The sequence below is a fragment of the Bradyrhizobium sp. Bra64 genome (assembly GCF_024519875.1).
GTDB lineage: Bacteria > Pseudomonadota > Alphaproteobacteria > Rhizobiales > Xanthobacteraceae > Bradyrhizobium > Bradyrhizobium japonicum_G.
In genome coordinates, this window is sequence record NZ_JALJRD010000005.1 from 304330 (window position 1) to 327958 (window position 23629).

22 protein-coding genes are annotated in these 23629 nt (G+C 64.4%); 13 read left to right on the plus strand and 9 right to left on the minus strand.

From position 1 onward, the window contains the following. Nucleotides 1-4: 4 nt before the first annotated feature. The 7 genes from NR187_RS18390 (at nucleotide 5) to fabZ (ending at nucleotide 8411) form a co-directional block, all read left to right on the plus strand. On the plus strand, nucleotides 5-763 hold the full coding sequence (locus tag NR187_RS18390; RefSeq protein ID WP_256807229.1) for an isoprenyl transferase: 759 nt from the start codon (nucleotides 5-7) through the stop codon (nucleotides 761-763). After that, nucleotides 760-1602, plus strand: coding sequence for a phosphatidate cytidylyltransferase (locus NR187_RS18395; protein ID WP_211386076.1), 843 nt, complete (start codon nucleotides 760-762; stop codon nucleotides 1600-1602). The genes NR187_RS18390 and NR187_RS18395 overlap by 4 nt, the downstream gene beginning before the upstream one ends. 4 nt (nucleotides 1603-1606) lie before the next feature. Continuing rightward, nucleotides 1607-2830 carry a 1-deoxy-D-xylulose-5-phosphate reductoisomerase gene (gene dxr, locus NR187_RS18400; RefSeq protein ID WP_256807230.1) on the plus strand — a complete coding sequence of 408 codons (1224 nt, stop codon included), beginning with the start codon at nucleotides 1607-1609 and terminating at the stop codon, nucleotides 2828-2830. A gap of 44 nt (nucleotides 2831-2874) precedes the next feature. Further along, entirely contained in the window at nucleotides 2875-4026 is a 1152-nt protein-coding gene (gene rseP / locus NR187_RS18405) for an RIP metalloprotease RseP (protein WP_256807231.1), read from the plus strand. Between the two features lie 188 nt (nucleotides 4027-4214). Further along, the gene (bamA, locus tag NR187_RS18410) at nucleotides 4215-6761 is read left to right on the plus strand and encodes an outer membrane protein assembly factor BamA (RefSeq protein WP_256807232.1); all 2547 of its coding nucleotides are present in this window, start codon (nucleotides 4215-4217) and stop codon (nucleotides 6759-6761) included. 124 nt (nucleotides 6762-6885) lie between these two features. Next, a complete protein-coding gene (gene lpxD, locus NR187_RS18415) occupies nucleotides 6886-7953 on the plus strand; it encodes a UDP-3-O-(3-hydroxymyristoyl)glucosamine N-acyltransferase (RefSeq protein WP_211387182.1) in 1068 nt (355 codons plus the stop codon). Beyond that, a complete protein-coding gene (fabZ, locus tag NR187_RS18420; RefSeq protein ID WP_211387181.1) occupies nucleotides 7950-8411 on the plus strand; it encodes a 3-hydroxyacyl-ACP dehydratase FabZ in 462 nt (153 codons plus the stop codon). The genes lpxD and fabZ overlap by 4 nt, the downstream gene beginning before the upstream one ends. A 6-nt stretch (nucleotides 8412-8417) precedes the next feature. Here fabZ and NR187_RS18425 read toward each other — a convergent pair whose 3' ends face one another. After that, the gene (locus NR187_RS18425; protein WP_211387180.1) at nucleotides 8418-8762 is read right to left on the minus strand and encodes a KTSC domain-containing protein; all 345 of its coding nucleotides are present in this window, start codon (nucleotides 8760-8762) and stop codon (nucleotides 8418-8420) included. Nucleotides 8763-8938: 176 nt separating this feature from the next. Between NR187_RS18425 and lpxA the strand changes: the two genes are divergently transcribed. From lpxA to lpxB, 3 genes are read left to right on the plus strand one after another with little or no spacing between them, the layout of a single operon-like run. After that, nucleotides 8939-9730, plus strand: a complete 792-nt coding sequence (gene lpxA, locus NR187_RS18430) for an acyl-ACP--UDP-N-acetylglucosamine O-acyltransferase (protein ID WP_256807233.1) — start codon at nucleotides 8939-8941, stop codon at nucleotides 9728-9730. A gap of 19 nt (nucleotides 9731-9749) precedes the next feature. After that, entirely contained in the window at nucleotides 9750-10607 is an 858-nt protein-coding gene (locus NR187_RS18435) for an LpxI family protein (protein WP_211387178.1), read from the plus strand. After that, complete coding sequence (lpxB, locus tag NR187_RS18440; RefSeq protein WP_256807234.1) at nucleotides 10604-11788, plus strand: lipid-A-disaccharide synthase; 1185 nt, start codon at nucleotides 10604-10606, stop codon at nucleotides 11786-11788. The genes NR187_RS18435 and lpxB overlap by 4 nt, the downstream gene beginning before the upstream one ends. Here lpxB and NR187_RS18445 read toward each other — a convergent pair. The 8 genes from NR187_RS18445 to gltX all read right to left on the minus strand — a co-directional run bounded on the left by NR187_RS18445 (nucleotide 11785) and on the right by gltX (nucleotide 21047). Further along, on the minus strand, nucleotides 11785-12552 hold the full coding sequence (locus tag NR187_RS18445) for an SDR family NAD(P)-dependent oxidoreductase (protein ID WP_256807235.1): 768 nt from the start codon (nucleotides 12550-12552) through the stop codon (nucleotides 11785-11787). The genes lpxB and NR187_RS18445 overlap by 4 nt on opposite strands. Continuing rightward, nucleotides 12549-13658 (minus strand): ABC transporter ATP-binding protein, encoded by a 1110-nt coding sequence (locus NR187_RS18450; protein ID WP_256807236.1) that lies wholly within the window; start codon nucleotides 13656-13658, stop codon nucleotides 12549-12551. The genes NR187_RS18445 and NR187_RS18450 overlap by 4 nt, the downstream gene beginning before the upstream one ends. Before the next feature lie 10 nt (nucleotides 13659-13668). Further along, nucleotides 13669-14559 (minus strand): carbohydrate ABC transporter permease, encoded by an 891-nt coding sequence (locus NR187_RS18455; RefSeq protein ID WP_372703167.1) that lies wholly within the window; start codon nucleotides 14557-14559, stop codon nucleotides 13669-13671. After that, a complete protein-coding gene (locus tag NR187_RS18460; protein ID WP_211387173.1) occupies nucleotides 14513-15436 on the minus strand; it encodes a carbohydrate ABC transporter permease in 924 nt (307 codons plus the stop codon). The genes NR187_RS18455 and NR187_RS18460 overlap by 47 nt, the downstream gene beginning before the upstream one ends. After that, a complete protein-coding gene (locus NR187_RS18465) occupies nucleotides 15433-16719 on the minus strand; it encodes an ABC transporter substrate-binding protein (RefSeq protein WP_256807237.1) in 1287 nt (428 codons plus the stop codon). Before NR187_RS18465 ends, NR187_RS18460 begins: the two co-directional genes overlap by 4 nt. A 58-nt stretch (nucleotides 16720-16777) precedes the next feature. Continuing rightward, on the minus strand, nucleotides 16778-17956 hold the full coding sequence (locus tag NR187_RS18470) for an ROK family transcriptional regulator (protein WP_256807264.1): 1179 nt from the start codon (nucleotides 17954-17956) through the stop codon (nucleotides 16778-16780). A gap of 189 nt (nucleotides 17957-18145) precedes the next feature. After that, entirely contained in the window at nucleotides 18146-19450 is a 1305-nt protein-coding gene (gene gltA, locus NR187_RS18475; RefSeq protein ID WP_211387171.1) for a citrate synthase, read from the minus strand. 169 nt (nucleotides 19451-19619) lie between these two features. Beyond that, on the minus strand, nucleotides 19620-21047 hold the full coding sequence (gene gltX, locus NR187_RS18480; RefSeq protein ID WP_211387170.1) for a glutamate--tRNA ligase: 1428 nt from the start codon (nucleotides 21045-21047) through the stop codon (nucleotides 19620-19622). Between the two features lie 155 nt (nucleotides 21048-21202). Here gltX and NR187_RS18485 point away from each other — a divergent pair, with 155 nt between their 5' ends. The 3 genes from NR187_RS18485 (at nucleotide 21203) to NR187_RS18495 (ending at nucleotide 23589) form a co-directional block, all read left to right on the plus strand. After that, nucleotides 21203-22879 (plus strand): glutamine--tRNA ligase/YqeY domain fusion protein, encoded by a 1677-nt coding sequence (locus tag NR187_RS18485; RefSeq protein WP_211387169.1) that lies wholly within the window; start codon nucleotides 21203-21205, stop codon nucleotides 22877-22879. Between the two features lie 6 nt (nucleotides 22880-22885). Further along, complete coding sequence (locus tag NR187_RS18490) at nucleotides 22886-23272, plus strand: nuclear transport factor 2 family protein (RefSeq protein ID WP_211387168.1); 387 nt, start codon at nucleotides 22886-22888, stop codon at nucleotides 23270-23272. Between the two features lie 83 nt (nucleotides 23273-23355). Next, on the plus strand, nucleotides 23356-23589 hold the full coding sequence (locus NR187_RS18495) for a DUF2171 domain-containing protein (protein WP_211387167.1): 234 nt from the start codon (nucleotides 23356-23358) through the stop codon (nucleotides 23587-23589). Nucleotides 23590-23629 lie beyond the last annotated feature (40 nt).

Below are 23629 nucleotides of genomic sequence, written 5' to 3' on the forward strand. Positions count from 1 at the left end.
CCTCATGTCCAACGCCGCCGCGCCCGCAACGGAGGGACCCGATCGGTCCGAGGCGCCTGCGCATGTCGCCATCATCATGGATGGCAACGGGCGTTGGGCGGCTGCGCGCGGCTTGCCGCGAGCCGAAGGTCATCGCCGCGGCGTCGAGGCCCTGCGCCGCGTAGTTCGCGCCTCGCACGAGCTCGGCATCCGCTATCTCACCATCTTCTCCTTCAGCTCCGAGAACTGGTCGCGCCCGGCGAGCGAGATCGGCGATCTCTTCGGTCTGCTCCGCCGTTTCATCCGCAACGATCTTGCGAGCCTGCATCGCGACGGCGTCAAGGTCCGCATCATCGGCGAACGTGAAGGGCTCGAGGGCGACATCTGCGCGCTCCTCAACGAGGCCGAGGAGCTGACGCGCGACAACACGCGCCTCACGCTCGTCGTCGCCTTCAACTACGGCTCGCGGCACGAGATCGCGAAAGCGGCGCAGAAGCTCGCGCGGGAAGTCGCGGACGGCAAGCGCGATCCTGACACGATCGACGCCGAGACGCTCGGCGCACATCTCGACGCGCCCGACATTCCCGATCCCGATCTCATCATCCGCACCAGCGGCGAGCAGCGCCTGTCCAATTTCCTGATGTGGCAGGCCGCCTATAGCGAACTCGTCTTCGTACCGATCCACTGGCCCGATTTCGACAAGGCGGCGCTGGAAGGCGCGATCGCCGAATTCGCCAGGCGCGAACGTCGTTTCGGCGGTCTCGTCGCGAAAACCGCCTCGTGAGCGAACCCGACGCCGCACCGGCCGGCGCGAAGCCTGCCCCGAGTAATCTCGTGATGCGGGTCCTCGCAGCACTGGTGCTGGCGCCGCTCACCATTGCGCTGGCCTATGCCGGCGGCTGGCTGTGGGCGCTGCTCGTCACCCTGGTGTCGATCGGGCTGTTCGCGGAATGGCTGATGGTTGTGGGCGCAGGCTCGGCCGCGCTGACGGGGGCAGGGACGATCGTGATCGCCATGATGGGGGCCTGCGTCGCCTTCGGCGCACTCAAGACCGCAATCATCACCGGATTTGTCGGCGGCGCGATCGTGACGCTGATAGCGCGCGGAAAGTTCATCTGGGCGGCGACCGGATTTGCCTACGCATCGGCGGCGCTGCTGGCCACGATTCTGGTGCGGAAGGATCTCGTCAACGGCTTCTCCGCGCTGATGTTCGTGCTGCTGGTGGTGTGGGCGACCGATATCGGCGGCTATTTCGCCGGGCGCAGCATTGGCGGGCCGAAGCTATGGCCGCGCGTCAGTCCGAAGAAGACCTGGTCCGGAGCGTTCGGCGGCTTTGCCGGGAGCCTTGCGGTCGCAGCGGGGTTTGCCGCCTGCGGGATCGGGAAGGCGGTTCCACTGCTGCTCGTCAGCGCCGTCCTGTCGGTGGTATCGCAGGCCGGCGATCTGTTCGAATCCGCGGTGAAGCGGCGCTTCGATGTCAAGGATTCCAGTCACTTAATCCCCGGTCACGGCGGGTTACTGGACCGTCTGGACGGTTTTGTCGCCGCCATCCTGGTGGCATGGATTATCGGCTTCCTCCGCCATGGTGTGCATAGCGCCGGAAGCGGTCTTATGATTTGGTGAGGATATGAGCGCGGTCCCATTGCGTAACAACAAGGCTGCGGCGCCTGCCGTCCGCAGCGTCACGGTCCTCGGCGCCACCGGCTCGATCGGCGACAGCACGATGGATCTGCTGCGCGCCTCTCCCGAGCGCTACCGCGTCGAGGCGCTGACGGCGAACAGCAATGTCGAGGCGCTGGCAAAGCTCGCCAAGGAATTTTCCGCGCGCTTCGTCGCGATCGCCGACACCTCGAAGCTCGCCGAGCTCAAGGCCGCGCTCGCAGGCACCAGCACCGAATGCGGCGCCGGCGAAAGCGCGGTGATCGAGGCCGGCGCGCGTCCGGCCGATTGGGTGATGGCGGCCGTGAGCGGCGCTGCCGGACTGAAGCCGGCGCTGGCGGCGGTCGATCGCGGCGCGCATGTCGCGCTCGCCAACAAGGAATGCCTTGTCTGCGCGGGCGATTTCTTCATGCAGCGTGCGGCGAAAGCAGGCGCGTGCATTTTGCCGGCCGATTCCGAGCACAACGCGCTGTTCCAGGCGCTCGGCTCGGGCAATCGCGACGAGCTCGTCCGCGTCATCATCACGGCCTCGGGCGGCCCGTTCCGGACCTGGAAGTCCGCCGACATCGAGCAGGCCACGCTCGAGCAGGCCCTGAAGCATCCGAACTGGAGCATGGGCCAGAAGATTACGATCGATTCCGCCTCGATGATGAACAAGGGGCTGGAGGTGATCGAGGCCTCCTACCTGTTCGCGCTCTCGCCCGACGAGATCGACGTGCTGGTTCATCCGCAGTCGATCATCCACGGCATGGTCGAGTTTTCCGATCGCTCGGTCGTGGCCCAGCTCGGCGCACCCGACATGCGCACGCCGATCGCGCATTGTCTCGGCTGGCCCGACCGCATCAAGGGCCCGGCGGCCAAGCTGGATCTGGCCAAAATCGGTCAGCTCACCTTCGAGGCGCCGGATTTCGAGCGTTTCCCGGGCCTGCGTCTGGCCTTCGATTCGCTCCGGACCGGGAAGGGGGCGACCACCGTCTACAACGCCGCCAACGAGGTCGCGGTCGCCGCCTTCATCGCCGGCAAGATCCGGTTCGGCGCGATCGCCCGGCTGGTCGAGGCGACGCTAAACGACTGGGTCCGCGGCGGGAATCAGGCGCCGCTGGCCTCTGCCGACGATGCAATTTCTGTTGACCATGTTGCGCGAAATAGAGCTGCCGCCCTATTGCCTCAAATTGCCTTAAAGGCATCCTAGATGGTTCGGGGCCAGGGCCTTGCGGCGCTGGATGAGGGAATTCGATGATTGACTTTTTTGTCCATAGTTTCAATACGTTGAGCCATGGGCTCCTCGGCTACGCTGTTCCCTTCCTGTTTGTCCTGACCATCGTCGTGTTCTTTCATGAACTCGGCCATTTCCTGGTCGCGCGCTGGGCGGGCGTTCGCGTGTTAACTTTTTCGCTCGGTTTCGGACCTGAGTTGGTCGGTTTCAACGACCGCTATGGCACCCGCTGGAAGATTTCGGCGGTCCCGCTCGGCGGCTACGTCAAGTTTTTCGGGGACGAGAGCGAGGCCTCGACGCCGTCATCCGAGGCGCTCGCGGCCATGACGGCCGAGGAGCGCGCCGGCAGCTTCCATCACAAGAAGGTCGCCCCGCGTGCCGCCATCGTCGCCGCCGGACCGATCGCCAATTTCATCCTGGGCGCGCTGATCTTCGCCGGCATGGCGCTGTATTACGGCAAGCCGAGCACGATCGCGCGGGTGGACGGCGTCGTCGCCGACGGCGCAGCTGCCGCGGCCGGTTTCAAGATCGGGGACGTCGTCGTCCAGATCGACGGCAAGCCGATCGAGAGCTTCGCCGACATGCAGCGAATCGTTGCGATGAATGCCGGTTCGGCACTTGCTTTCCAGGTCAAGCGGGACGGCGCCATCGTATCGCTGACCGCGACGCCGGCGCTGCTCGAGCGCAAGGATCCGTTCGGCAACAGCCACCGTCTCGGCGTGCTTGGCGTCGAGCACAAGTCCCAGGCCGGTGAGGCCTCGACCGCGCCGGTCGGCGTCGGCGAAGCGCTCAAGATCGGGGTCGAGCAGGTCTGGTTCATCATCACCAGCACCTTCAAATTCCTGGGCTCGCTGTTTGTCGGAAACGGCAACCCCAACGAGGTCAGCGGCGTGCTCGGCATTGCGAAGATGTCGGGGCAGGCGGCCAGCGCCGGGTTCCAGTTCGTCATCAACCTCTGCGCGGTGCTGTCGGTGTCGATCGGCCTGCTGAACCTGTTCCCGATCCCGCTGCTCGATGGTGGCCACCTTATGTTCTATGCGGCGGAGGTTGTCCGCGGCCGTCCGCTGTCCGAGCGAACTCAGGAGGTGGGTTTCCGAATCGGGCTCGGTCTGGTGCTGATGCTGATGGTGTTTGCGACCTACAATGACATCCTTCGGATGGCGGCCTCCTGATAGGGGCTTTTTTGTGGCGTTACTCATTGCGTTGCTCTTGGGCAACGTCTTGGAATGAAATTGAAATTACGGCGCGCTCGACCGTTTGCGGCGTCGGGGAAATTGGCTACAAGCGGCCTGAACTTGGGGAATCTCCAGACCGGCTTTGGGGTTGGGTCTGGTACGGAATGATAAGGGCGCATCGCGCAATGAAGTTTGGACTGCGACTCCGGGGGGGCTTGCTCGCAACCCTGATCATGTTCGGCGCGCCGGTGGTTGTCCCGGTTGGGGCTGCTTTTGTGTCGTCGTCTGCGCTTGCGCAGACCGTGCAGTCGATTTCCGTCGAAGGAAATCGCCGTGTCGAGGTGGAGACGATCCGCTCCTATTTCAAGCCGGGTCCGGGCGGTCGTCTGGACCAGGGCGCCATCGACGACGGCCTCAAGGCATTGATCGAGACCGGCCTGTTCCAGGACGTGAGGATCAACCGCGGCTCCGGCGGCCAGATCATCGTCTCCGTGGTGGAGAACCCGGTGATCGGGCGCATTGCCTTCGAGGGCAACAAGAAGATCAAGGACGAGCAGCTCACCGCTGAAGTGCAGTCCAAGGCGCGCGGCACGTTCTCCCGCGCCATGGTGCAGTCCGACACGCTGCGAATCGCCGAAATCTATCGCCGCTCCGGCCGCTACGACGTTCACGTCACGCCTGAGATCATCGAGCAGCCGAACAACCGCGTCGACCTCATCTTCACGGTCCAGGAGGGCGCCAAGACCGGCGTCAAGTCGATCGAGTTCGTCGGCAACGTCGCGTTCTCGTCCTATCGCCTGCGCGACGTCATCAAGACGCGCGAAACGAACCTGCTGAGCTTCCTCGGCAGCGGCGACGTCTATGATCCCGACCGCGTCGAAGCCGACCGCGACCTGCTCCGCCGCTTCTATCTCAAGAACGGCTTTGCCGACGTCCAGGTCGTGGCCGCGCTCACCGAATACGATCCGGATAAAAAGGGCTTCAACGTCACCTTCAAGATCGAGGAAGGCTCCCAGTACCGCGTCGGCAGCGTCGATTTCCGTTCCAGCATTCCGAACTTCGATCCCAGCTCGCTGCGGGGCTATTCGCGCGTCAATGTCGGCTCGCTCTACAACGTGGAGTCGGTCGAGAAGTCGGTCGAGGAGATGCAGGTCGAGGCCTCGCGCCGCGGTTATGCCTTCGCCGTGGTTCGTCCCGGCGGCGACCGCAACTTCGAGGCGCACACCGTGTCGGTCGTGTTCAACGTCGACGAGGGCCCGCGCACCTATATCGAGCGCATCAACCTTCGCGGCAACACCCGCACGCGCGACTACGTCATCCGTCGCGAATTCGACATCTCCGAGGGCGATGCCTACAACCGCGCCCTGGTCGACCGTGCCGAGCGGCGCCTGAAGAACCTCGACTACTTCAAGAGCGTCAAGATCACGACGGAGCCCGGCTCGTCGAGCGACCGCGTGATCCTGCTCGTCGACATGGAAGAGAAATCGACCGGCGACTTCTCGGTCTCGGGCGGCTACTCCACGACCGACGGTGCGCTGGCCGAAGTCTCGATTTCCGAGCGCAACCTGCTCGGCCGCGGCCTGTTCGCCAAGGCGTCGGTGACTTACGGCCAGTATGCGCGCGGTTACTCGCTGTCGTTCGTCGAGCCGTACCTGCTCGACTACCGCGTCGCGCTGGGCCTCGACCTCTATCAGCGCGAGCAGCTGTCCAACAGCTACATCTCCTACGGCACCAAGACGCTCGGCTTCTCGCCGCGCCTCGGCTTCTCCCTGCGTGAAGATCTGTCGCTGCAGCTGCGCTATTCGGTCTATCAGCAGGAAATCACGCTGCCGTCCTACCTGGCGAACTGTAACAACAATCAATTCTTGCCTGATGGCGTGACTCCGAATCCGGCCTTCAACCCCAGCCCGGCTTTCTCCGCAGCGTCCGGTATTGCCCTCGCTGGCTCGACCAACGGCCTGGGCTGCTACAGCGACGGCGAAGCCTCGCTGCCGGTGCGTAAGGAGCTTGCCAACGGCAAGACGCTGACCTCGGCGCTGGGCTACACGCTGACCTACAACACGCTGGACAACAACAAGAACCCGACCGACGGCCTGCTCATCGACTTCCGGCAGGACTTCGCCGGGGTTGGCGGCGACGTGTCCTACCTGAAGACCGCGGCGGACGGAAAGTATTACACCCCGCTGGTGTCGGACATCGTTGGCCTCGTCCATCTCCAGGGCGGTATCCTGACCAAGATGGGCGACGATCTGCGGATGCTCGACCACTTCCAGATGGGCCCGAACCTCGTCCGCGGCTTTTCCCCCAACGGCATCGGTCCGCGGGACCTCAATCCCTTCGGCACGCAGGACGCGCTCGGCGGCACCAAATACTGGGGCGCTTCGCTCGAATTGCAGATGCCGTTCTGGTTCCTGCCGAAGGAAGTGGGCCTGAAGGGTGCGGTCTATGCCGATGCCGGCGGCCTGTATGACTACAAGGGACCGACGAGCTGGTCGGTGACCAACGAAGCCAACGCGCCTGGCTGTATCCCGTCGACCGTCAATCCGTCCTCCACCGGAACCTGTACCGGTCTCGTGTATGACGACAGCAAGGTGATCCGTTCGTCGGTGGGTGTCGGCCTGATCTGGCAGTCGCCATTCGGTCCGCTGCGCTTCGACTACGCCGTGCCGCTCACCAAGGGCAAATACGACCGCACGCAGGAGTTCCGGTTCGGCGGCGGCACCAGCTTCTAATTCGAGAAGCAGGGCACGATCCGGATCGATGGAGCCGGTTTCCGAAGGGGTCGTGCCGATCCATGAGATGAGGCATGATGCGGCTTGACCGCTTCATGCCGAAGCCGGACCGCGACGGGGTGGAATGGCGCAGCCGACCTTCTTCACAAAACCGCCTGCCTCGGCGTTGGCAGACATTGCCACGCTGACCAAGGCCGAGCTGGTCGACCCCGCCAGGGGCGGCCAAATCATCACGGGCCTTGCTTCGCTCGACGAAGCGGGCCCGATGCATCTGGCGTTCTTCGACAACCTCAAATACGCCGATGAGCTCAAGACGACCAAGGCCGGCGCCTGCCTGGTCAGCCCGCGTTTCGAGGCCCAGGTGCCCGCGCATGTGGCCGTGCTGCGGGTGACGCAGCCGTTCCGCGCCTTCGTCCGGATCGCCCGCGAGTGGCATGGCGAGGCGCTGAGGCCGCAATCCTGGGTCGGCAACGACGGCATCGCGCCATCGGCGATCATCGACCCGACGGCGCGGCTCGAGGACGGCGTGATCGTCGATCCCCTGGCCGTGATCGGTCCGGACGTGGAGATCGGTAGCGGCACCGTCGTGGGTGCGGGGGCCGTGATCGGGCCCGGCGTCAAGATAGGCCGGGACTGCAATGTCGGCGCGCGTACCGCCATCCAATGCGCCCTGATCGGCAACAACGTGCTGATCCATCCCGGATGCTCGATCGGCCAGGACGGCTACGGCTTCATCTTCTTCGGCCCCGAGGGCCATCTGAAGGTGCCGCAGACCGGGCGGGTGCTGATCCAGAACGATGTCGAGGTCGGCGCCGGGACCACGATCGACCGCGGCAGCTTGCGCGACACCGTGATTGGCGAGGGGACGAAAATCGACAATCAGGTCCAGATCGGTCACAATGTCACGATCGGCAGGCACTGCCTGCTGGCGGCCCAGATCGGGCTCGCGGGCAGCCTGACCCTTGGCGACAACGTGGCACTCGGAGCGAAGGTCGGCATCAACAATCACCTCAAGATCGGCGATGGGGCCCAGGTGACCGCGATGAGCGGCGTCAAGGACGACATCCCGCCCAACGGACGTTGGGGCGGTTTTTTCGCCAAGCCGACCAAACAATGGTTCAAGGAGATTATCGCGGTGGAGCGCCTGGTACGCGACAGCAAGGCCGATCCGAAGGACGGGGGACGGGAATGACGGAGGAATCGCCTGTCAGATTCGAGCTGGTGGACATCAACGCAATCCTCCAGACCCTGCCGCACCGCTTTCCGATGCTGCTGATCGACCGCGTGATCAACATCCGCGCCGATTACAGCGGCATCGGCATCAAGAACGTCACCTTCAACGAGCCGGCCTTCCAGGGGCACTTTCCCGAGCGGCCGGTCTATCCCGGCGTCATGATGATCGAGGCGATGGCGCAGACCGCGGGCGTGATCGGCATCAAGTCGGTCGAAGGCACCGAGAAGCCGCGCGCGGTGTACTTCCTCACCATCGACAAGTGCAAGTTCCGCAAACCCGTGCTGCCCGGCGATACCATCGAATATCACATGCGCTCGGTCGGCCGCCGCAAGGCGATGTGGTGGTTTCACGGCGATGCCAAGGTCAATGGGCAGGTCGTTGCGGAAGCCGACGTCGGTGCCATGCTGACCGATTGAGCGGGATCAGCTCCTGTGGGTGCGCTCGCGCGCCCCGCACGCATACCAGCGGCCTGCGACCTTGCTCTTGAAGTTCTGGTTGAAGAACTGGCCCATGGACGGTGCGCCAAGGAGACGCTCGACCGTATCTGACGTCACGCCGCAATAGCGGTCATAGGCGCCGTTGACCGCGACGACGAGGTCCTGCTGCGCGCGATCGTAACAGACCCGCTGAAGCACCGTGCTGCGGTTGATGTCGCGGCACTCGAATGTCCCGAGATCGACAAGGCCGCGTTCACCGGTCTCGACCGTCTCGGACACGATCGGTACGGTCGCAAGCTGTGCGAGCAGGATTGCCAGGGCTCTGACCACGATGACCTCAATCTCCACATGAAGGCGTTGAAGGACTGCGACGGCCGGCTCATCCGGTATCTGAAACAGGCCGATACGATACGTCACTGGACAGATCGGGCATAGTCGCGCTAACCACCAGAAAAGTGAGCGACTTCAACACATAATCAGACCTTCTTGATGAGTCAGATTGCTTGATGAGTAAGATTGATCCCACCGCACGGATCGAGGACGGCGCCGTGATCGGCGAGGGCACGGAGATCGGGCCCTTCTGCATCATCGGCCCGAATGTCGTGATCGGCGCGAACTGCAAGCTGATTGGACACGTGCACATTACGGCGCAGACCACGATCGGCGACGATTGCACCATCTTTCCTTTCGCCTCGCTCGGCACGCCGCCGCAGTCGCTCAGCTATCGTGGCGAGCTGACCAAGCTGAAGATCGGGTCGGGCTGCACCATCCGCGAATCCGTGACGATGAACGCCGGCACCGTCGCCGGCGGCGGCATTACCACGGTCGGCGACCGCGGCTATTTCATGAACTGCAGCCATGTCGGCCACGACTGCCATGTCGGCAACGACGTGATCTTCGCGACCTCGGCGACGCTCGGCGGCCACAGCGAGATCGGTGACTTCGTCTTCATCGGCGGCCTGTCCGCAGTCCACCAGTTCACCCGTATCGGTCCGCAGGTCATGGTCGGCGGCGTGTGCGGCGTGCGCGACGACGTCATTCCGTTCGGCCTGGTCAACGGCCAGTATGCTGCGCTCGAGGGCCTCAACCTGATCGGCATGAAGCGGCGCAAGTTCACCAAGCAGCGGCTTGCGATCGTGCGCGCGTTCTACCAGAAGCTCTTCCACGGTCCCGGTACCTTTGCCGAACGCTTGGAGGCGGCGCGGCCGCTCTCCGGCGAAGATCCGGCGATCGCCGAAATCCTCGATTTCATCGGCAAGGGCAAGCGCCCGCTCTGTCTTCCCGCCATCGCAAAGTGATCCTGGGATGGCCGCGGGAATGACATCGGCGGCTTCGGACATTTCATCGCCGGTCGGCGTGGTCGCCGGCGGCGGCGCGATGCCATTCGCGGTCGCCGAGTCGCTCGCCGCGCGCGGCATCACGCCGGTGCTGTTTCCGCTGCGCGGGGCCTGCGATCCTGCGCGGGTGGAGAAATTCCGCCATCGCTGGATCTCGGTCGGCCAACTCGGCCGCGCCATGCGCCTGTTCCGCGAGGAAGGCTGCCGCGATCTGATCTTCATCGGCACCTTGGTACGGCCCTCGCTCTCGGAAGTCCGGTTCGACTTCACGACATTGCGGCTGCTCGGCAACGTCATCCGGGCCTTCCGCGGCGGCGACGATCATTTGTTGTCCGGCGTCGGGCGTATCCTCGAGGAGGGCGGCTTTCGCATGGTCGGCATCAAGGATGTCGCGCCCGATCTGTTGATGCCCGAGGGGTGCATCAGCCGCGCCTGGCCGAGCGACACCGGCAAGACCGACATCGCGCGCGGACGGGCGGTGCTGACCGCGCTCGGTCCGTTCGACATCGGCCAGGCCGCCGTCGTGATCGACGGCCATGTGGTGGCGGTCGAGGACATCGAGGGCACCGATGCGCTGCTCGCGCGCGTGGCACGCCTGCGCGAGGAGGGCCGCATCCGCGCCGCCGCCGGGCGGGGCGTGCTGGTGAAGGTTCCGAAGAGCGGGCAGGATTTGCGCTTCGACCTGCCGACCATCGGCCCGCGCACCCTCGAGGGTGTGGCCGCCGCCGGGCTGGCCGGCATCGCCGTCGTTGCCGGCAACACCATCGCCGCCGAGCCGCAGGCGATGATCGCGCTCGCCGATGCCAAATATCTCTTCGTCATCGGCCTGCCGGCGTGATGCAGAGCCGCGATCCCAAGCGGAAGATCTTTCTGATCGCGACGGAGGAATCCGGCGACCGGCTCGGTAGCGCGTTGATGAAGGTGCTGCGCCAGCGCCTCGGCGACGGCGTGCAGTTCGAGGGCGTCGGCGGCCGCACCATGGCGCGCGAGGGACTCGAATCGCTGTTTCCGATCGAGGAGCTGTCGATCGTCGGCTTCGCCGCGGTCGTGCAGCAACTGCCAAAAATTCTCCGGCTGATCCGCGAGACCGCGGAGGCCGTGCTGGTGGCAGCGCCGGACGCGCTGGTCATCATCGACAGTCCGGATTTCACCCATCGCGTCGCCCGCCGCGTGCGGGCGCGCAATCCCGCCATCCCGGTCGTCGATTATGTTTCTCCGCAGCTCTGGGCCTGGCGGCCGGGACGGGCGCGGACCATGCTCGGCTATGTGGATCATGTTCTCGGCCTGTTGCCGTTCGAACCGGAGGAATACCGCAAGCTCGGCGGGCCGCCATGCAGCTATGTCGGCCATCCCCTGATCGAGCAATTGCCCTCGCTGCGTCCGAACGCGCAGGAACAGGCTCGCCGCGACGGCGAGCCGCCGGTTTTGCTGGTGCTGCCCGGCAGCCGCCGCAGCGAGATCAGGCACCATCTCGAGGTGTTCGGCGCCACGATCGGCCGGTTGCAGGCGGAACGCCGCCCCTTTGAGTTGATGCTGCCGACCATGCCGCATCTCGAAGCCACCATTCGCGAAGGCATCGCGGCCTGGCCGGTCAAGCCGCAGATCGTGGTTGGCGAAAGCGAGAAACGCGCCGCCTTCCGAATCGCGCGCGCGGCGCTGGCAAAATCCGGCACTGTCACGCTGGAGCTCGCGTTGTCGGGCATTCCGATGGTGACGGCCTATCGCGTCGGCGCCATCGAGGCCTTCATCCTGCGCCGTGCGATCCGCGTCTCCTCGGTGATCCTTGCCAACCTCGTGATCGGCGAGGAAGTGATTCCGGAGTATTTGCAGGAGGACTGCACGCCGGAGAAGCTCGCGCCGGCGCTGACGGATCTGCTCACGGACAGCGACATGCGCCGCCGGCAGGTCGAGGCCTTCGCGCGGCTCGACGCCATCATGTCCACCGGCGATCAATCGCCGAGCGTGCGCGCCGCCGACATTTTGCTCGCGACCATGCGCAAGGGCAGGCGGACGAGCTAGCCAAGTCCGCCATCGACCTGGAAGCACTGGCGCGTGATGCGCCGGCTTTCGTCGGATGCCAGGAACAACGCCATGTTTGCGATGTCCTCGGGCGTCACCGCATCGGGGATGGCCTGCCGCGTACGAATCTCGGCGATGACCTGCTCGTCCGGATACCACAGCCGGCGCTGACGTTCGGTGATCACCATGCCCGGCGCAATCGCGTTGACGCGGATGCGGTCGGGACCGACCAGCCGCGCCAGCGAGTTGGTGAAGCCGACGATCGCGGCCTTGGCCGCAGCGTAGACCGGCAGTGCCGGCGCGCCACGCATCCAGGCAATCGACGACATGTTGATGATCGAGCCGCCGCCGCGCGCCTGCATCTGTGGCACGACCGCCTGGGCCGCAAAGAACACGTGCTTGAGGTTGACGCCGACCATCCAGTCGAACTCGGCGGGCGTCACCTCGGCCAGCACCTGGCGTTGATCATTGGCAGCGTTGTTGACCAGGACTGCGGCATCGCCGAGCGATCCGTGCACCTTTCCCATCGCGGCGCGCAGGGCGTCGATGTCCAGGAGATCGCATGGCACGAACAACGGCGCGGAGGCGGATCCGGCCGCCACGTCCCGCGCCAGTGCCTCGCCGGCGCTCGCATCGACGTCGAGGAAGGCGACCCGGGCGCCCTGGGCCGCGAACGCCCGCACGAAGGCGGCTCCGATGCCGCTGGCGCCACCGGTAACCAACACCACGCGGCCGGCAAGGCTGGAATAGCTCGTCTGGGTCATGCGATCAGTCGCTCCGTCTCGGGGTCGAACAGGCAAATGCGCCGTGTATCGAGCGCAAAGGACGCGGTTGCCCCAGGCGCGGGGCGGATATCCGGCGTGATGCGCGCCAGCGCCGGCTCGCCGCCGAGCCGCAGCAGCACGATCGTTTCGGCACCCGTCGGCTCGACCATCTCCACCGGCGCGCTGAGGACGACGGGCGCATCGCCGGGAAACACGCGGCTGCCTTCCGCGATGCATTCCGGCCTGATCCCGAACACCACCTCGCGGCCGACAAAGGGGATCGCCGCGTCGTATCCTTGCAAGCGGAGCCGAACCTCATCCGGCCGCCCCGCGCCGATCACGACCACCGGCCCACCGGCATCAGCCTCGAGCCGTGCCGGCATCGTGTTCATCGGCGGCGAACCCATGAAACGGGCAACGAACAGATTGGCCGGATAACGATACACCGTATCCGGATCGGCAAACTGCTGCACCACGCCCCGATGCATCACGGCGATGCGGGTTGCCATCGTCATCGCCTCGATCTGGTCGTGGGTGACATAGATGATGGTGGCGCCGATGCGCTGATGCAGCCGCTTGATCTCCATCCGCATCTCGACCCGCAGCTTGGCGTCGAGATTGGAGAGCGGCTCGTCGAACAGGAAGAGCAGGGGATCGCGCACCAGCGCGCGCCCCATCGCCACGCGCTGGCGCTGGCCGCCGGAGAGTTGCGACGGCTTGCGGCCGAGCAGGGGCTCGATCTGGAGCAGCTTGGCCACGTTCGCCAGCGCCTTCTCCTGCTCCGCCTTGGCTACGTGCCGGCATTCCATGCCGAAGGTGATGTTCTGTCGCACCGTCATCGACGGGTAGAGCGCGTAGGACTGGAACACCATGGCGATGTTGCGGTCCTTGGGCGGAACGTCATTGACCACGCGCCCGCCGATCTCGATCGTGCCGTCGCTCGCATGATCGAGCCCGGCGACGATGTTGAGCAGCGTGGACTTGCCGCAGCCGGACGGTCCGACCAGCACGGTGAACTCGCCGCTCTCGATGTCGAGATCGATGCCCTTCAGCACCTCCAGATTGGCGTAACGCTTGGACAGGGCGCGAATGCTCAATGCTGCCATGACAAATCCATCATTTCACTGCGCCAGCGGTCAGGCCGCGAACAAAGTACCTGCCACCGAGGAGATAGATCAGCAGAGTGGGGAGCGCTGCGATGATCACCGCGGCGCTCTGCACGCCATGCTGCGGGATGTCCGCGACGGCGGCAGACAGCGCGATGAGAGCGGCCGTGACGGGCTGCTGCTGGCCGTTCGTGAACGTCACGCCATAGAGAAACTCGTTCCAGATATGCGTGAACTGCCAGATCACGGTGACGATCAGGATCGGAGGCGAGAGCGGCAGGATGATGCGCCAGAAAATACGGAAGAACCCGGCGCCATCGATGCGCGCGGCCCTGATCAATTCGTGGGGAATGGCGACATAGTAGTTTCGGCAGAACAGCGTGGTGAAGGAGAGCCCCTGGATCGTGTGAATCAGAACCAGGCCCGTCAGCGTGTTGATCAGGCCGATATCGCGCAGCACGATGGTCCAGGGAAGCAGGCGCATTTGCTGGGGAAGGAAGAGGCCTAGGGTCACGATTCCGTAGATCCAGTTGTCGCCGCGAAAGCGCCAGAGCGACACGGCGTAACCGGCGACCGCACCGAGCAGTGTCGAGAAAATCGTCGCGGGGATCGTGACGAGCGCGGAGTTCAGCATGTACGGCCGGATACCGGCGCAGGTCTCGGCGACGCAGAAGCCGCTCCAGGCAGCGGCGTAGTTGCTCCAGGCCAAGTGTTGCGGCCAGCCGATCATCGACCCCTGCGCGATCTCCTCGTTGGTGCGCAGCGAGTTCAGCACGACAACCGCCAATGGCGCGAGCCATGTTGCAGCGATCAGCGAAACGATGAGATAGATCAGAACGCGGCCTGGCGCGAGCTCACGCATGGGTCGCCCGCCGTTTCTGGACATAGCGCCACGCTGCATACGGCAGCAGGACCGCGAGCAGAATAAGCAACATGAGCACAGCCGCTGCCGCCCCCCGGCCGAGCAGGCTGCGTTGGAACATCAGGTCGTAGACGACGAGAGCCGGCAGCTGGGTCGCGATTCCCGGCCCGCCATTGGTGAGCGCACGGACGAGGTCGAAAGCCGAAATCGCGAACTGCAACTGGACAACGACGACGGTGATGGTGATCGGCCAAAGCGTCGGCAGAATGATGCGCCAGTAGGTTCGGATCGGTCCCGCGCCGTCGATCTGCGCGGCCTTGATAATGTCGGCATCGACGGACCGAAGGCCGGCAAGGAACAGCGCCATGGCGAAGCCGGAGGATTGCCAGATCGCAGCGATGACAATGGTCCAGATCGCCATGTCGCGGTCGATCAGCCAGTCGAACTTGAAGGAGGTCCAGCCGAGGTCGTGAACCAGCTTCTGGATTCCGATGCCGGGATTGAGCAGCCAGCTCCAGACCGTGCCGGTGACGACGAAAGACACCGCAAGGGGGTAGAGAAAGATGGATCGCAGCGCGTTTTCGCCGCGAATGCGCTGATCGAGCAGGATCGCAAGGACGAGCCCGGTCACCGCACTCAGCAGCACGAAAGCGCTGCCAAACAGCAGCAGATTGTCGAAGGCGATCTGCCAGTTTCGCGATGCCAGGACCGCGGTGTAGTTGCGCAAACCCACCCAGCCCGAGACCGGGACCAGCGTGGATGGCGTGAACGATATCCAGATCGTCCACAGCGAGAACGACACGAGATGCACGGCGCACAGCAGCAGCGGCACCCAGATCATCAGGTATTCGGGCAGCCGGCGCACCAGATCGGAAGCCGCCGGCCGGCCCGGTTTCGTCGAGACGGCGTTGGTCAACGCGCGCCCTCGACGGCCTCGGCGAGGCGGGTGGCCGCCTGCTCCGGCTTGATCGTCTTGTCCTTGACGTACTCGGTGATCACGTCGATCAACGCCGCGGTCATGCCGTTTTCCTGCGCCATGTTGTGCGCAAGACTGAGGACGGCCTGATTGCTGGCGATAGCGTCCTTCAGAGCAGCTGCGGTCCGCCGTTGACCGTCCGACCAGCCTTCACCGGAAAGATCGACATCGGTGCGAACGGGTATCGATCCCGTAATCTGCGAATACATCGTCTGGATCGCCGGATCCATCACGAGTTGGGCCATCAGCGTCTGGCCGGCTTGCAGGTCGGGCTCCTTGCGCTGCCAGAATATGAACGCATCGGCATTCAAGAGGAACACCGGCTTGCTATTGTCGCTGGGGCCTGGCGCGATCATGAAGTCCTCGAACTTGAAACCGGCATTGCGCAATACGCCCTGCGCCCACCCGCCCATGATCATCATGCCCATGTCGCCGTCGATGAAGCGCTTCAGGTTGGTCGAAAAGTGCTGGGCGCCGACGTTGGGGTCCATCCAGTCGGCGATCTTGCGCACCTGTACGAACGCTGCCTTGATCTCGGGTCCCTTCAGGGCCTTCGCGTCGAGATTCATGATGGCAGCGCGGTATGCAGCGGGACTGATGCCCGCCAAAGCGGCCTCGAATTTTTGGCCGTCGTCGGGACGGGTGCCGCCGTTTGCGATGGGATAGGGGACACCGCCTGCTTTCATCCTTTCGGCGAGGTCGTTGAACTCAGCCCATGTGACGGGGATCTTGTCGGCCTTGGCCTTGTCCATCGCGCGTTTGGAGAGAAACAGCATGTTGGTGCTGTAGATCTGCAGCGGCAGGGCAATCCACTTGCCCCCCGGCTTGTGCAATTTTGCAAGATCTGGCGCGACGACCTTTTCATAGCCGGCGGCAGCGACGACGGCGTCGAGATCGACGGTCGGGGCAATCTTCGACCAGGCTGCAATCTCGGGACCTTTGAGCTGCGAACAGGCCGGCGGATCGCCCGCCATGATCTGAGCGCGCAGCTTGTTCATCATCTCGGTGGTGAACCCGGGGACGGGCGAGTGCTGCCAGATCCCGCCTTTTTCCTCGAATTTCTTGCCAAGCGCCGTGATCGCCGCTCCGTCGCTGCCCGCGGACCATTGCGAGATTGCGGTCAGGCGCGGCTTGAGTGCGCCTTGTGCGCGGGCAAATGCCGGCAGTGCGAGCGCGGCCGCAGATCCAGCGAGCAGACGGCGCCTTGTTGTGGTGATCGGCATGTCAAGTTCCTCCCGGTGTGAAAGCTGTTGGCGCGTCAAAGGCGCGGTTTAGTTCATGTCAGGCGGCCTCCGTAGAAGCCGCGTGCATTCCGCCACATCTGGCGAGGCAGAAGGCGGCGAAGGCGAGCGCAGCCTGCGGATCGTTGCCGGTCGAGGGCGGCACGAAGGCGAGCGACACCTGTGCCAATGTCCGTCCACCCAGCAGACAGGCATCAATCCCGTCGACCACGGCCTTGCGATCGTCCTCGGAGAGAAGCGACGGCCAGCCGCTGATCGCAACGCCGCGGCAAGGCTTCACGTTCAGCGTATTGCCGATCGCAAGGCCAAGCCGGAACAAGCGCTCGCGCAACTCCTGACGCACGCGTGGCAGAAGCGGGATCGTGGTCACCCATTCGTTGCCGAGCCGGAGCAAGTCGGCTTCGGTGACGCCCAACAGCTCGGCCAGGGCCGGAAGCGACGTATAGGCCTCGACACAGCCGCGATGGCCGCAGCGGCAACGCGGTCCGTCGGCAGCGAACACCATGTGGCCGAGTTCGACCGGCTGAAGGGCATCGTCCTCGACCGGATCATCCATCCAGGCGCCGGCAACACCCTGGCCGACAAAGACGAACAGATGTGCGCCGCTGAATGGATAGTTTTCCGTGCGGCAGCGATGAAACGTGGCGTGCGCCACGACCGAGTTGGTGAACGCGACCGGTACGCCGGCAAACATCTCGCCGAGCATGTCGCTGATATGTCCGACATCACAGGGGATGATCGGATTGCCAAACTCGCTCAATCGGCCGAGGCCTGGAACGGAGACGCCGATCTGCGCGAGCCTGACACGCCGCTGGCGTGTCCAGTCCCGCAGCAAGGCCAGCGCCTCGCGAAAGACGTGGCTGACGGACCCGAGATTCAGCTTCACCGGCAGCGGCACACGCTCGGTGTAATGCAGTTCGCCCGACAGGCCGCCGACGCCAACGCTGAGCCATTGACCGGTCAGCTCAACGGCTGCGAGTGCCACCGAAGAACCGAGCGACACCAGGCCGGTGGGGCCGCCGACATAGGGGGCAGGGCGCCGCACCTCCGCGATCAGGCCTTCGGTCTTCAGGTCGAACAGGATGCGCGACAGGCTCGCCTCGGACAGGCGCACGGCCCTGGCCAGCGGCGGACGAAACGAGCCGCCCGACTGAAGCAGGTGAGTCAAAATGGCGGCACGCGTCTGCCGCCGACTTCGCGGCTGCTCCGGCATTTCCATCCCTGTCGTCATTCTTACTTAGTGTAAGAATTTGCGCGCGAAGCGTTTCGACGTCAAGCGCCGGCCGACGCATTGCGCCGACTTGTTGTTGTGCGCGGCAGCATCGGACGGACCTGCAACGGCGTCTGCACAAAACAAAACGGCGCCATCCTGTGATGGCGCCGCTTCGAAAGCCGTATCGGCCAGGACTTACTTCCGATCCTTGATCGCCACATAGTCGCGGCGGGTGACGCCGGTGTAGAGCTGGCGCGGACGGCCGATCTTCTGCTGCGGATCCTCGATCATCTCGCTCCACTGGCTGATCCAGCCGACCGTGCGGGCGACCGCGAACAGCACGGTGAACATCGAGACCGGGAAGCCCATCGCCTTCAGCGTGATGCCCGAATAGAAGTCGACGTTCGGGTAGAGCTTGCGGTCGATGAAGTACTGGTCGCTGAGCGCGATCTTCTCGAGCTCGAGCGCCACCTTCAGCATCGGATCGTCACCATGGCCGGTCTCCTTGAGCACGGCGTGACACATCTTCTGCATGATCTTGGCGCGCGGATCGTAGTTCTTGTAGACGCGGTGGCCGAAGCCCATCAGGCGGACTTCGCTGTTCTTGTCCTTCACCTTGGTGATGAACTCGGGGATCTTGTCGACCGAGCCGATCTCGGCGAGCATCGCGAGCGCGGCTTCGTTGGCGCCGCCATGCGCCGGGCCCCACAGGCAGGCGATGCCGGCGGCGATGCAGGCGAACGGGTTGGCGCCGGAGGAGCCGGCGATACGCACCGTCGAGGTCGAGGCGTTCTGCTCGTGGTCGGCGTGCAGGATGAAGATCTTGTCCAGCGCGTCAGCGAGCACCGGGTTGATCTTGTAGTCCTCGCACGGCACGGCGAAGCACATGTTGAGGAAGTTCTCGGCGAAGGACAGCGAGTTCTTCGGATACACGAAGGGCTGGCCGACCGTGTACTTGTAGGCCATCGCCGCCAGCGTCGGGATCTTGGCGATCATGCGCATGGAAGCGATCATGCGCTGCTTGGGATCGTTGATGTCGGTCGAGTCGTGATAGAACGCGGCGAGCGCGCCGACGGACGCCACCATCACCGCCATCGGATGAGCATCGCGGCGGAAGCCCTGGAAGAAGCGGGCCATCTGCTCGTGCACCATCGTGTGATGGATCACGCGGTCGTCGAAATCCTTCTTCTGCGCGGCGGTCGGCAGGTCCCCGTAGAGCAGGAGATAGCAGGTCTCCAGGAAGTCGCCGTTCTCGGCGAGCTGCTCGATCGGGTAGCCGCGGTATTCCAGCACGCCCGCGTCGCCGTCGATATAGGTGATCTTGGACTGGCAGCTCGCAGTGGACGTGAAGCCGGGATCGTAGGTGAACAGGCCGGACTGGCCGTAGAGCTTGCCGATATCGACGACATCAGGCCCGACGCTGCCGCTGTGGATCGGGAGATCGTAATTCTTGTTTCCGACCGTCAGCGTGGCGGTCTTATTGCTTGCTTTTGCGTCCATCAGAGGTCCCCGATGTGTGGTGAAACGGGCCGGACCCGGAAGGCCCCAAAGGAGATGATGGGGCAGGCCGGATATTCCAGAAGTACCGTGGAGATGGGTATATTATTGCTGTGTGCGCTGCAAGATGGCGCCGTGCATGGTCGACTTACGTCGTAGTCTGGTCCTTGGCCTAGTCCTTGGCCTGATCCCCAAGCCGACCCAGGCTTTCCTGGCGTCCGAGGACGTCCAAAACCTCAAAAATACCAGGCGACGTCGACCGTCCGGTCAGCGCGGCCCGCAAGGGTTGGGCGACCGCGCCGAGCTTGAGACTATTTTCCTCGGCAAAGGCGCGCAGCGCGGCTTCCGTACTGGCGCCGCTCCATGTTGCGACTTTCTCCAGCGCGGAATGTAGCTGGCCGATCAGCTTGCGGTTGTCGGGCGTCAGCAGCGCTGCCGCCTTCGGATCGAGCTCCAGCGGCCGGTCGGCGAAGATGAAATAGGCGCTGTCGATCAGCTCGATCAGTGTCTTGGCGCGCTCCTTCAGGGCCGGCATGGCCTTCAGGAGCTGTGCGCGCGTGGTGTCGTTCAACTTGGCCTTAAGCTCGTCGCGGCTGGGCACGACGTGGTCGAGCACGTCCTCGAACATCTTCACGAGTGATTGATCGTCGGCGTGGCGGATGTAGTGGCCGTTGAGGTTTTCCAGCTTGGCGAAATCGAAGCGCGCGGCGGCGCGGCCGACGCTGGCGAGGTCGAACGCCGCGATCATCTCCTCGGTCGAGAAAATCTCCTGGTCGCCATGGCTCCAGCCGAGCCGGACGAGATAGTTGCGGAGCGCGGCCGGGAGGTATCCCATGGCGCGGTAGGCATCGACGCCGAGCGCGCCGTGCCGCTTGGAGAGCTTCGAGCCGTCCGGGCCGTGGATCAGCGGGATGTGGGACATGCTCGGCAGAGCCCAGCCCATCGCATCGTAGATCTGCTTCTGGCGTGCGGCGTTGATCAGATGGTCGTCGCCGCGGATGACGTGGGTGACGCCCATGTCGTGGTCGTCGACCACCACCGCGAGCATGTAGGTCGGGTTGCCGTCGCCGCGCAGCAGCACGAGGTCGTCGAGATTCTCGTTCTGCCAAACCACGCGGCCCTGGACCTGGTCCTCGATCACGGTCTCGCCGGTCTGCGGCGCCCGCAGGCGGATGGTGGGCTTGACGTCGGAAGGTGCGGTGGCCGGATCGCGGTCGCGCCATAGGCCGTCATAGAGGCGGGTGCGGCCCTCCGCGCGCGCCTTCTCGCGCATCGCGGTCAGCTCCTCGGCGGTGGCGTAGCAGCGATAGGCCTTGCCGTCGGCGAGCAGCTGCTCGGCGACCTCGCGGTGACGGGCCGCGCGGCTGAACTGGTAGATGACGTCGCCATCCCAGCCGAGCTCCAGCCATTTCAAGCCGTCGAGGATGGCGCCGATCGCCGCCTCCGTGGAGCGCTCCCGGTCGGTGTCCTCGATCCGCAGCAGCATCTTGCCGCCGTGCTTCTTCGCATAGAGCCAGTTGAACAGCGCCGTGCGGGCGCCCCCGATATGGAGGAAGCCGGTCGGGGAGGGAGCGAAGCGGGTGACGACGGAATCGGTCATTCTTGGCAGGGCCTATGCATTGGAGGCGGTGGTATATAACAGGACCGGAGCATAACTAAAGCCCGGTAGCGGACCGCCGAGGCCTTGCTTAAGCCCTTGGCTCAGCCAAGTGAATTTGGCAGAAGGACCGCTGATTTCCCTACAGGATTTTCGCAATGACAGAACCGGTGGCGACTGAGGTTGGGCGCGATTTCATTCGTGACATCATCCAGGCCGATCTCGATCAGGCCAAATACCAGGAGATCGTGACCCGGTTCCCGCCGGAGCCGAACGGCTACCTGCATATCGGCCACGCCAAGTCGATCGCGCTCAATTTCGGCATCGCCCAGGAGTTTCCAGGCCGCTGCCATCTGCGCTTCGACGACACCAACCCGGTCAAGGAAGAGCAGGAATATATCGATTCCATCCAGGCCGACGTGCGCTGGCTCGGCTTCGACTGGGGCAAGAACCTGTTCTTCGCCTCGGACTATTTCGACCGCCTGTATGAATGGGCGGAGAAGCTGATCGGCGACGGGCTCGCCTATGTCGACGACCAGACCCAGGAGGAGATCCGCACCTCGCGCGGCACGCTGACCGAGCCCGGCAAGAACTCGCCGTTCCGCGACCGCAGCGTGGACGAGAATCTCGACCTGTTCCGCCGCATGAAAGCCGGCGAATTCCCGAATGGTGCACGCGTGCTGCGGGCCAAGATCGACATGGGCGCGGGCAACATCAATCTGCGCGATCCCGTGCTGTACCGCATCCTGCATGCGCACCATCCGCGCACCGGCACCAAATGGAGCATCTATCCGAGCTACGATTATGCCCACGGCCAGTCGGACGCGATCGAGGGTATCACGCATTCGATCTGCACGCTGGAGTTCGAGGATCATCGTCCGCTCTACGACTGGTTCATCGAGAAGCTGCCGGTGCCGTCCAAGCCGCACCAGTACGAATTCGCACGGCTGAACCTGACCTACACGCTGCTGTCCAAGCGCGTGCTGACCCAGCTCGTGCGCGAGGGCCATGTCGCGGGCTGGGACGATCCGCGCATGCCGACCATGGCGGGGATGCGCCGCCGCGGCGTGCCGCCGGCAGCCCTTCGCGAATTCGTCAAGCGCATCGGCGTGGCCAAGGCCAACAGCGTGGTCGACGTCGGCATGCTGGAGTTCTGCATCCGCGAGGAGCTGAACCGGACGTCGCAGCGCCGCATGGGCGTGCTGCGGCCGCTGAAAGTGGTGATCGAGAACTATCCGGAAGGGCAGACCGAAGAGCTCGAGGCGATCAACCACCCGGACGATCCTTCCGCCGGCACGCGCAAGATCACGTTCGGCCGTGAGCTCTATATCGAGCAGGACGACTTCATGGAGAACCCGCCGAAGAAGTTCTTCCGCCTGTCGCCGGGCAACGAGGTGCGGCTGCGCTATGCTTACTTCATCAAGTGCACCGGCGTGATCAAGAACGATAGCGGCGAGGTTGTGGAGCTGCGCTGCACCTATGATCCTGCGACCAAGGGCGGCAACGCACCCGATGGCCGCAAGGTCAAGGCGACCATGCATTGGCTGCCGGCGGCAAATTCGGTGCCTGCGGAGATCCGCATCTACAACCAGCTGTTCGCCAATCCGAGCCCGGACGCCTCGAACTTCGCGGCCGACCTCAATCCGCAGTCGCTGGAGATCCTGGCTGATGCCCGAGTCGAGGTCTCGGTCGCGGAGAGCAATTCAACCGAGCCGATGCAGTTCGAGCGCCAGGGCTATTTCGTGCGCGACAAGGACTCGACGCCGGGCAAGCCGGTGTTCTCGCGGACCATCGGCCTGCGCGATACGTTCGCGAAAGAAGTCGCCAAAGGTTGAGCACGCATGAGCAACGAAGCCGACGCCATCGTTTCCGCCATCATCGCGAAATGGTGCGCCGGCTTCGCAACGCTCGACGCGGCCGGGCTGTCGTCGCTTTATGCGAAAAACGCGTTCTTCTTCGGATCAAACCCACGACTTTATCGGGGCCGGGACGGCGTCGCCGACTATTTCAACGGCCTACCGCGCTGGCGCAGGCCGTGCGCGGTGTTTTCCGAGGTGCGTGTTGCGCAGTCCGGTCCTGACCTGATCAACATGGCCGCGAGCATCTCGTTCGATCTCGGCGGCGAGCGCCCGGATCTCGTCGTCAAGATGAGCTGGGTCATCATTCGCGAGGACGGCGACTGGAAGATCGTCAATCATCACGCCTCGTCGCAGGCGGCGTTGATCTGAGGAGCGCGCACGGCATCGTCATTCCGGCGAAGGCAACGAACGCGCACCTCGCGCGTTGTGTGGGTCCAGAAGAGGAACCCACCATGCAGAACATCGCAGAGCATATGGAAGTCATCGGCGCCGACGGCGTCCATGTCGGCACCGTCGACAAGGTCGAGGGCAACCGCATCAAGCTGACCAAGAAGGACAGCGGCGAAGGCAGCCACAAGGGCCACCATCACTTCATCGACAAGGGCCTCGTCGCCGGTGTCGAGGGCAACAAGGTGCGGCTGTCGGCCAAGGCGGACGTCGCCGTTACGATGGAACAGGAAAAATAGGGCGAAGCCCTTCCGTTCCTGATCTGTACCGCTTTTCGGC

What these genes read in the sequence shown, in the direction of transcription:
- NR187_RS18390 (WP_256807229.1), top strand. Translation starts at nt 5, where the DNA reads ATGTCCAACGCCGCCGCGCCCGCAACGGAGGGACCCGATCGGTCCGAG.
- dxr (WP_256807230.1), top strand. Translation starts at nt 1,607, where the DNA reads ATGAGCGCGGTCCCATTGCGTAACAACAAGGCTGCGGCGCCTGCCGTC.
- rseP (WP_256807231.1), top strand. Translation starts at nt 2,875, where the DNA reads ATGATTGACTTTTTTGTCCATAGTTTCAATACGTTGAGCCATGGGCTC.
- bamA (WP_256807232.1), top strand. Translation starts at nt 4,215, where the DNA reads ATGAAGTTTGGACTGCGACTCCGGGGGGGCTTGCTCGCAACCCTGATC.
- lpxD (WP_211387182.1), top strand. Translation starts at nt 6,886, where the DNA reads ATGGCGCAGCCGACCTTCTTCACAAAACCGCCTGCCTCGGCGTTGGCA.
- fabZ (WP_211387181.1), top strand. Translation starts at nt 7,950, where the DNA reads ATGACGGAGGAATCGCCTGTCAGATTCGAGCTGGTGGACATCAACGCA.
- lpxA (WP_256807233.1), top strand. Translation starts at nt 8,939, where the DNA reads ATGAGTAAGATTGATCCCACCGCACGGATCGAGGACGGCGCCGTGATC.
- NR187_RS18435 (WP_211387178.1), top strand. Translation starts at nt 9,750, where the DNA reads ATGACATCGGCGGCTTCGGACATTTCATCGCCGGTCGGCGTGGTCGCC.
- NR187_RS18445 (WP_256807235.1), bottom strand. Translation starts at nt 12,552, where the DNA reads ATGACCCAGACGAGCTATTCCAGCCTTGCCGGCCGCGTGGTGTTGGTT.
- NR187_RS18450 (WP_256807236.1), bottom strand. Translation starts at nt 13,658, where the DNA reads ATGGCAGCATTGAGCATTCGCGCCCTGTCCAAGCGTTACGCCAATCTG.
- NR187_RS18455 (WP_372703167.1), bottom strand. Translation starts at nt 14,559, where the DNA reads ATGCAGCGTGGCGCTATGTCCAGAAACGGCGGGCGACCCATGCGTGAG.
- NR187_RS18465 (WP_256807237.1), bottom strand. Translation starts at nt 16,719, where the DNA reads ATGCCGATCACCACAACAAGGCGCCGTCTGCTCGCTGGATCTGCGGCC.
- NR187_RS18470 (WP_256807264.1), bottom strand. Translation starts at nt 17,956, where the DNA reads ATGGAAATGCCGGAGCAGCCGCGAAGTCGGCGGCAGACGCGTGCCGCC.
- gltA (WP_211387171.1), bottom strand. Translation starts at nt 19,450, where the DNA reads ATGGACGCAAAAGCAAGCAATAAGACCGCCACGCTGACGGTCGGAAAC.
- gltX (WP_211387170.1), bottom strand. Translation starts at nt 21,047, where the DNA reads ATGACCGATTCCGTCGTCACCCGCTTCGCTCCCTCCCCGACCGGCTTC.
- NR187_RS18485 (WP_211387169.1), top strand. Translation starts at nt 21,203, where the DNA reads ATGACAGAACCGGTGGCGACTGAGGTTGGGCGCGATTTCATTCGTGAC.
- NR187_RS18490 (WP_211387168.1), top strand. Translation starts at nt 22,886, where the DNA reads ATGAGCAACGAAGCCGACGCCATCGTTTCCGCCATCATCGCGAAATGG.
- NR187_RS18495 (WP_211387167.1), top strand. Translation starts at nt 23,356, where the DNA reads ATGCAGAACATCGCAGAGCATATGGAAGTCATCGGCGCCGACGGCGTC.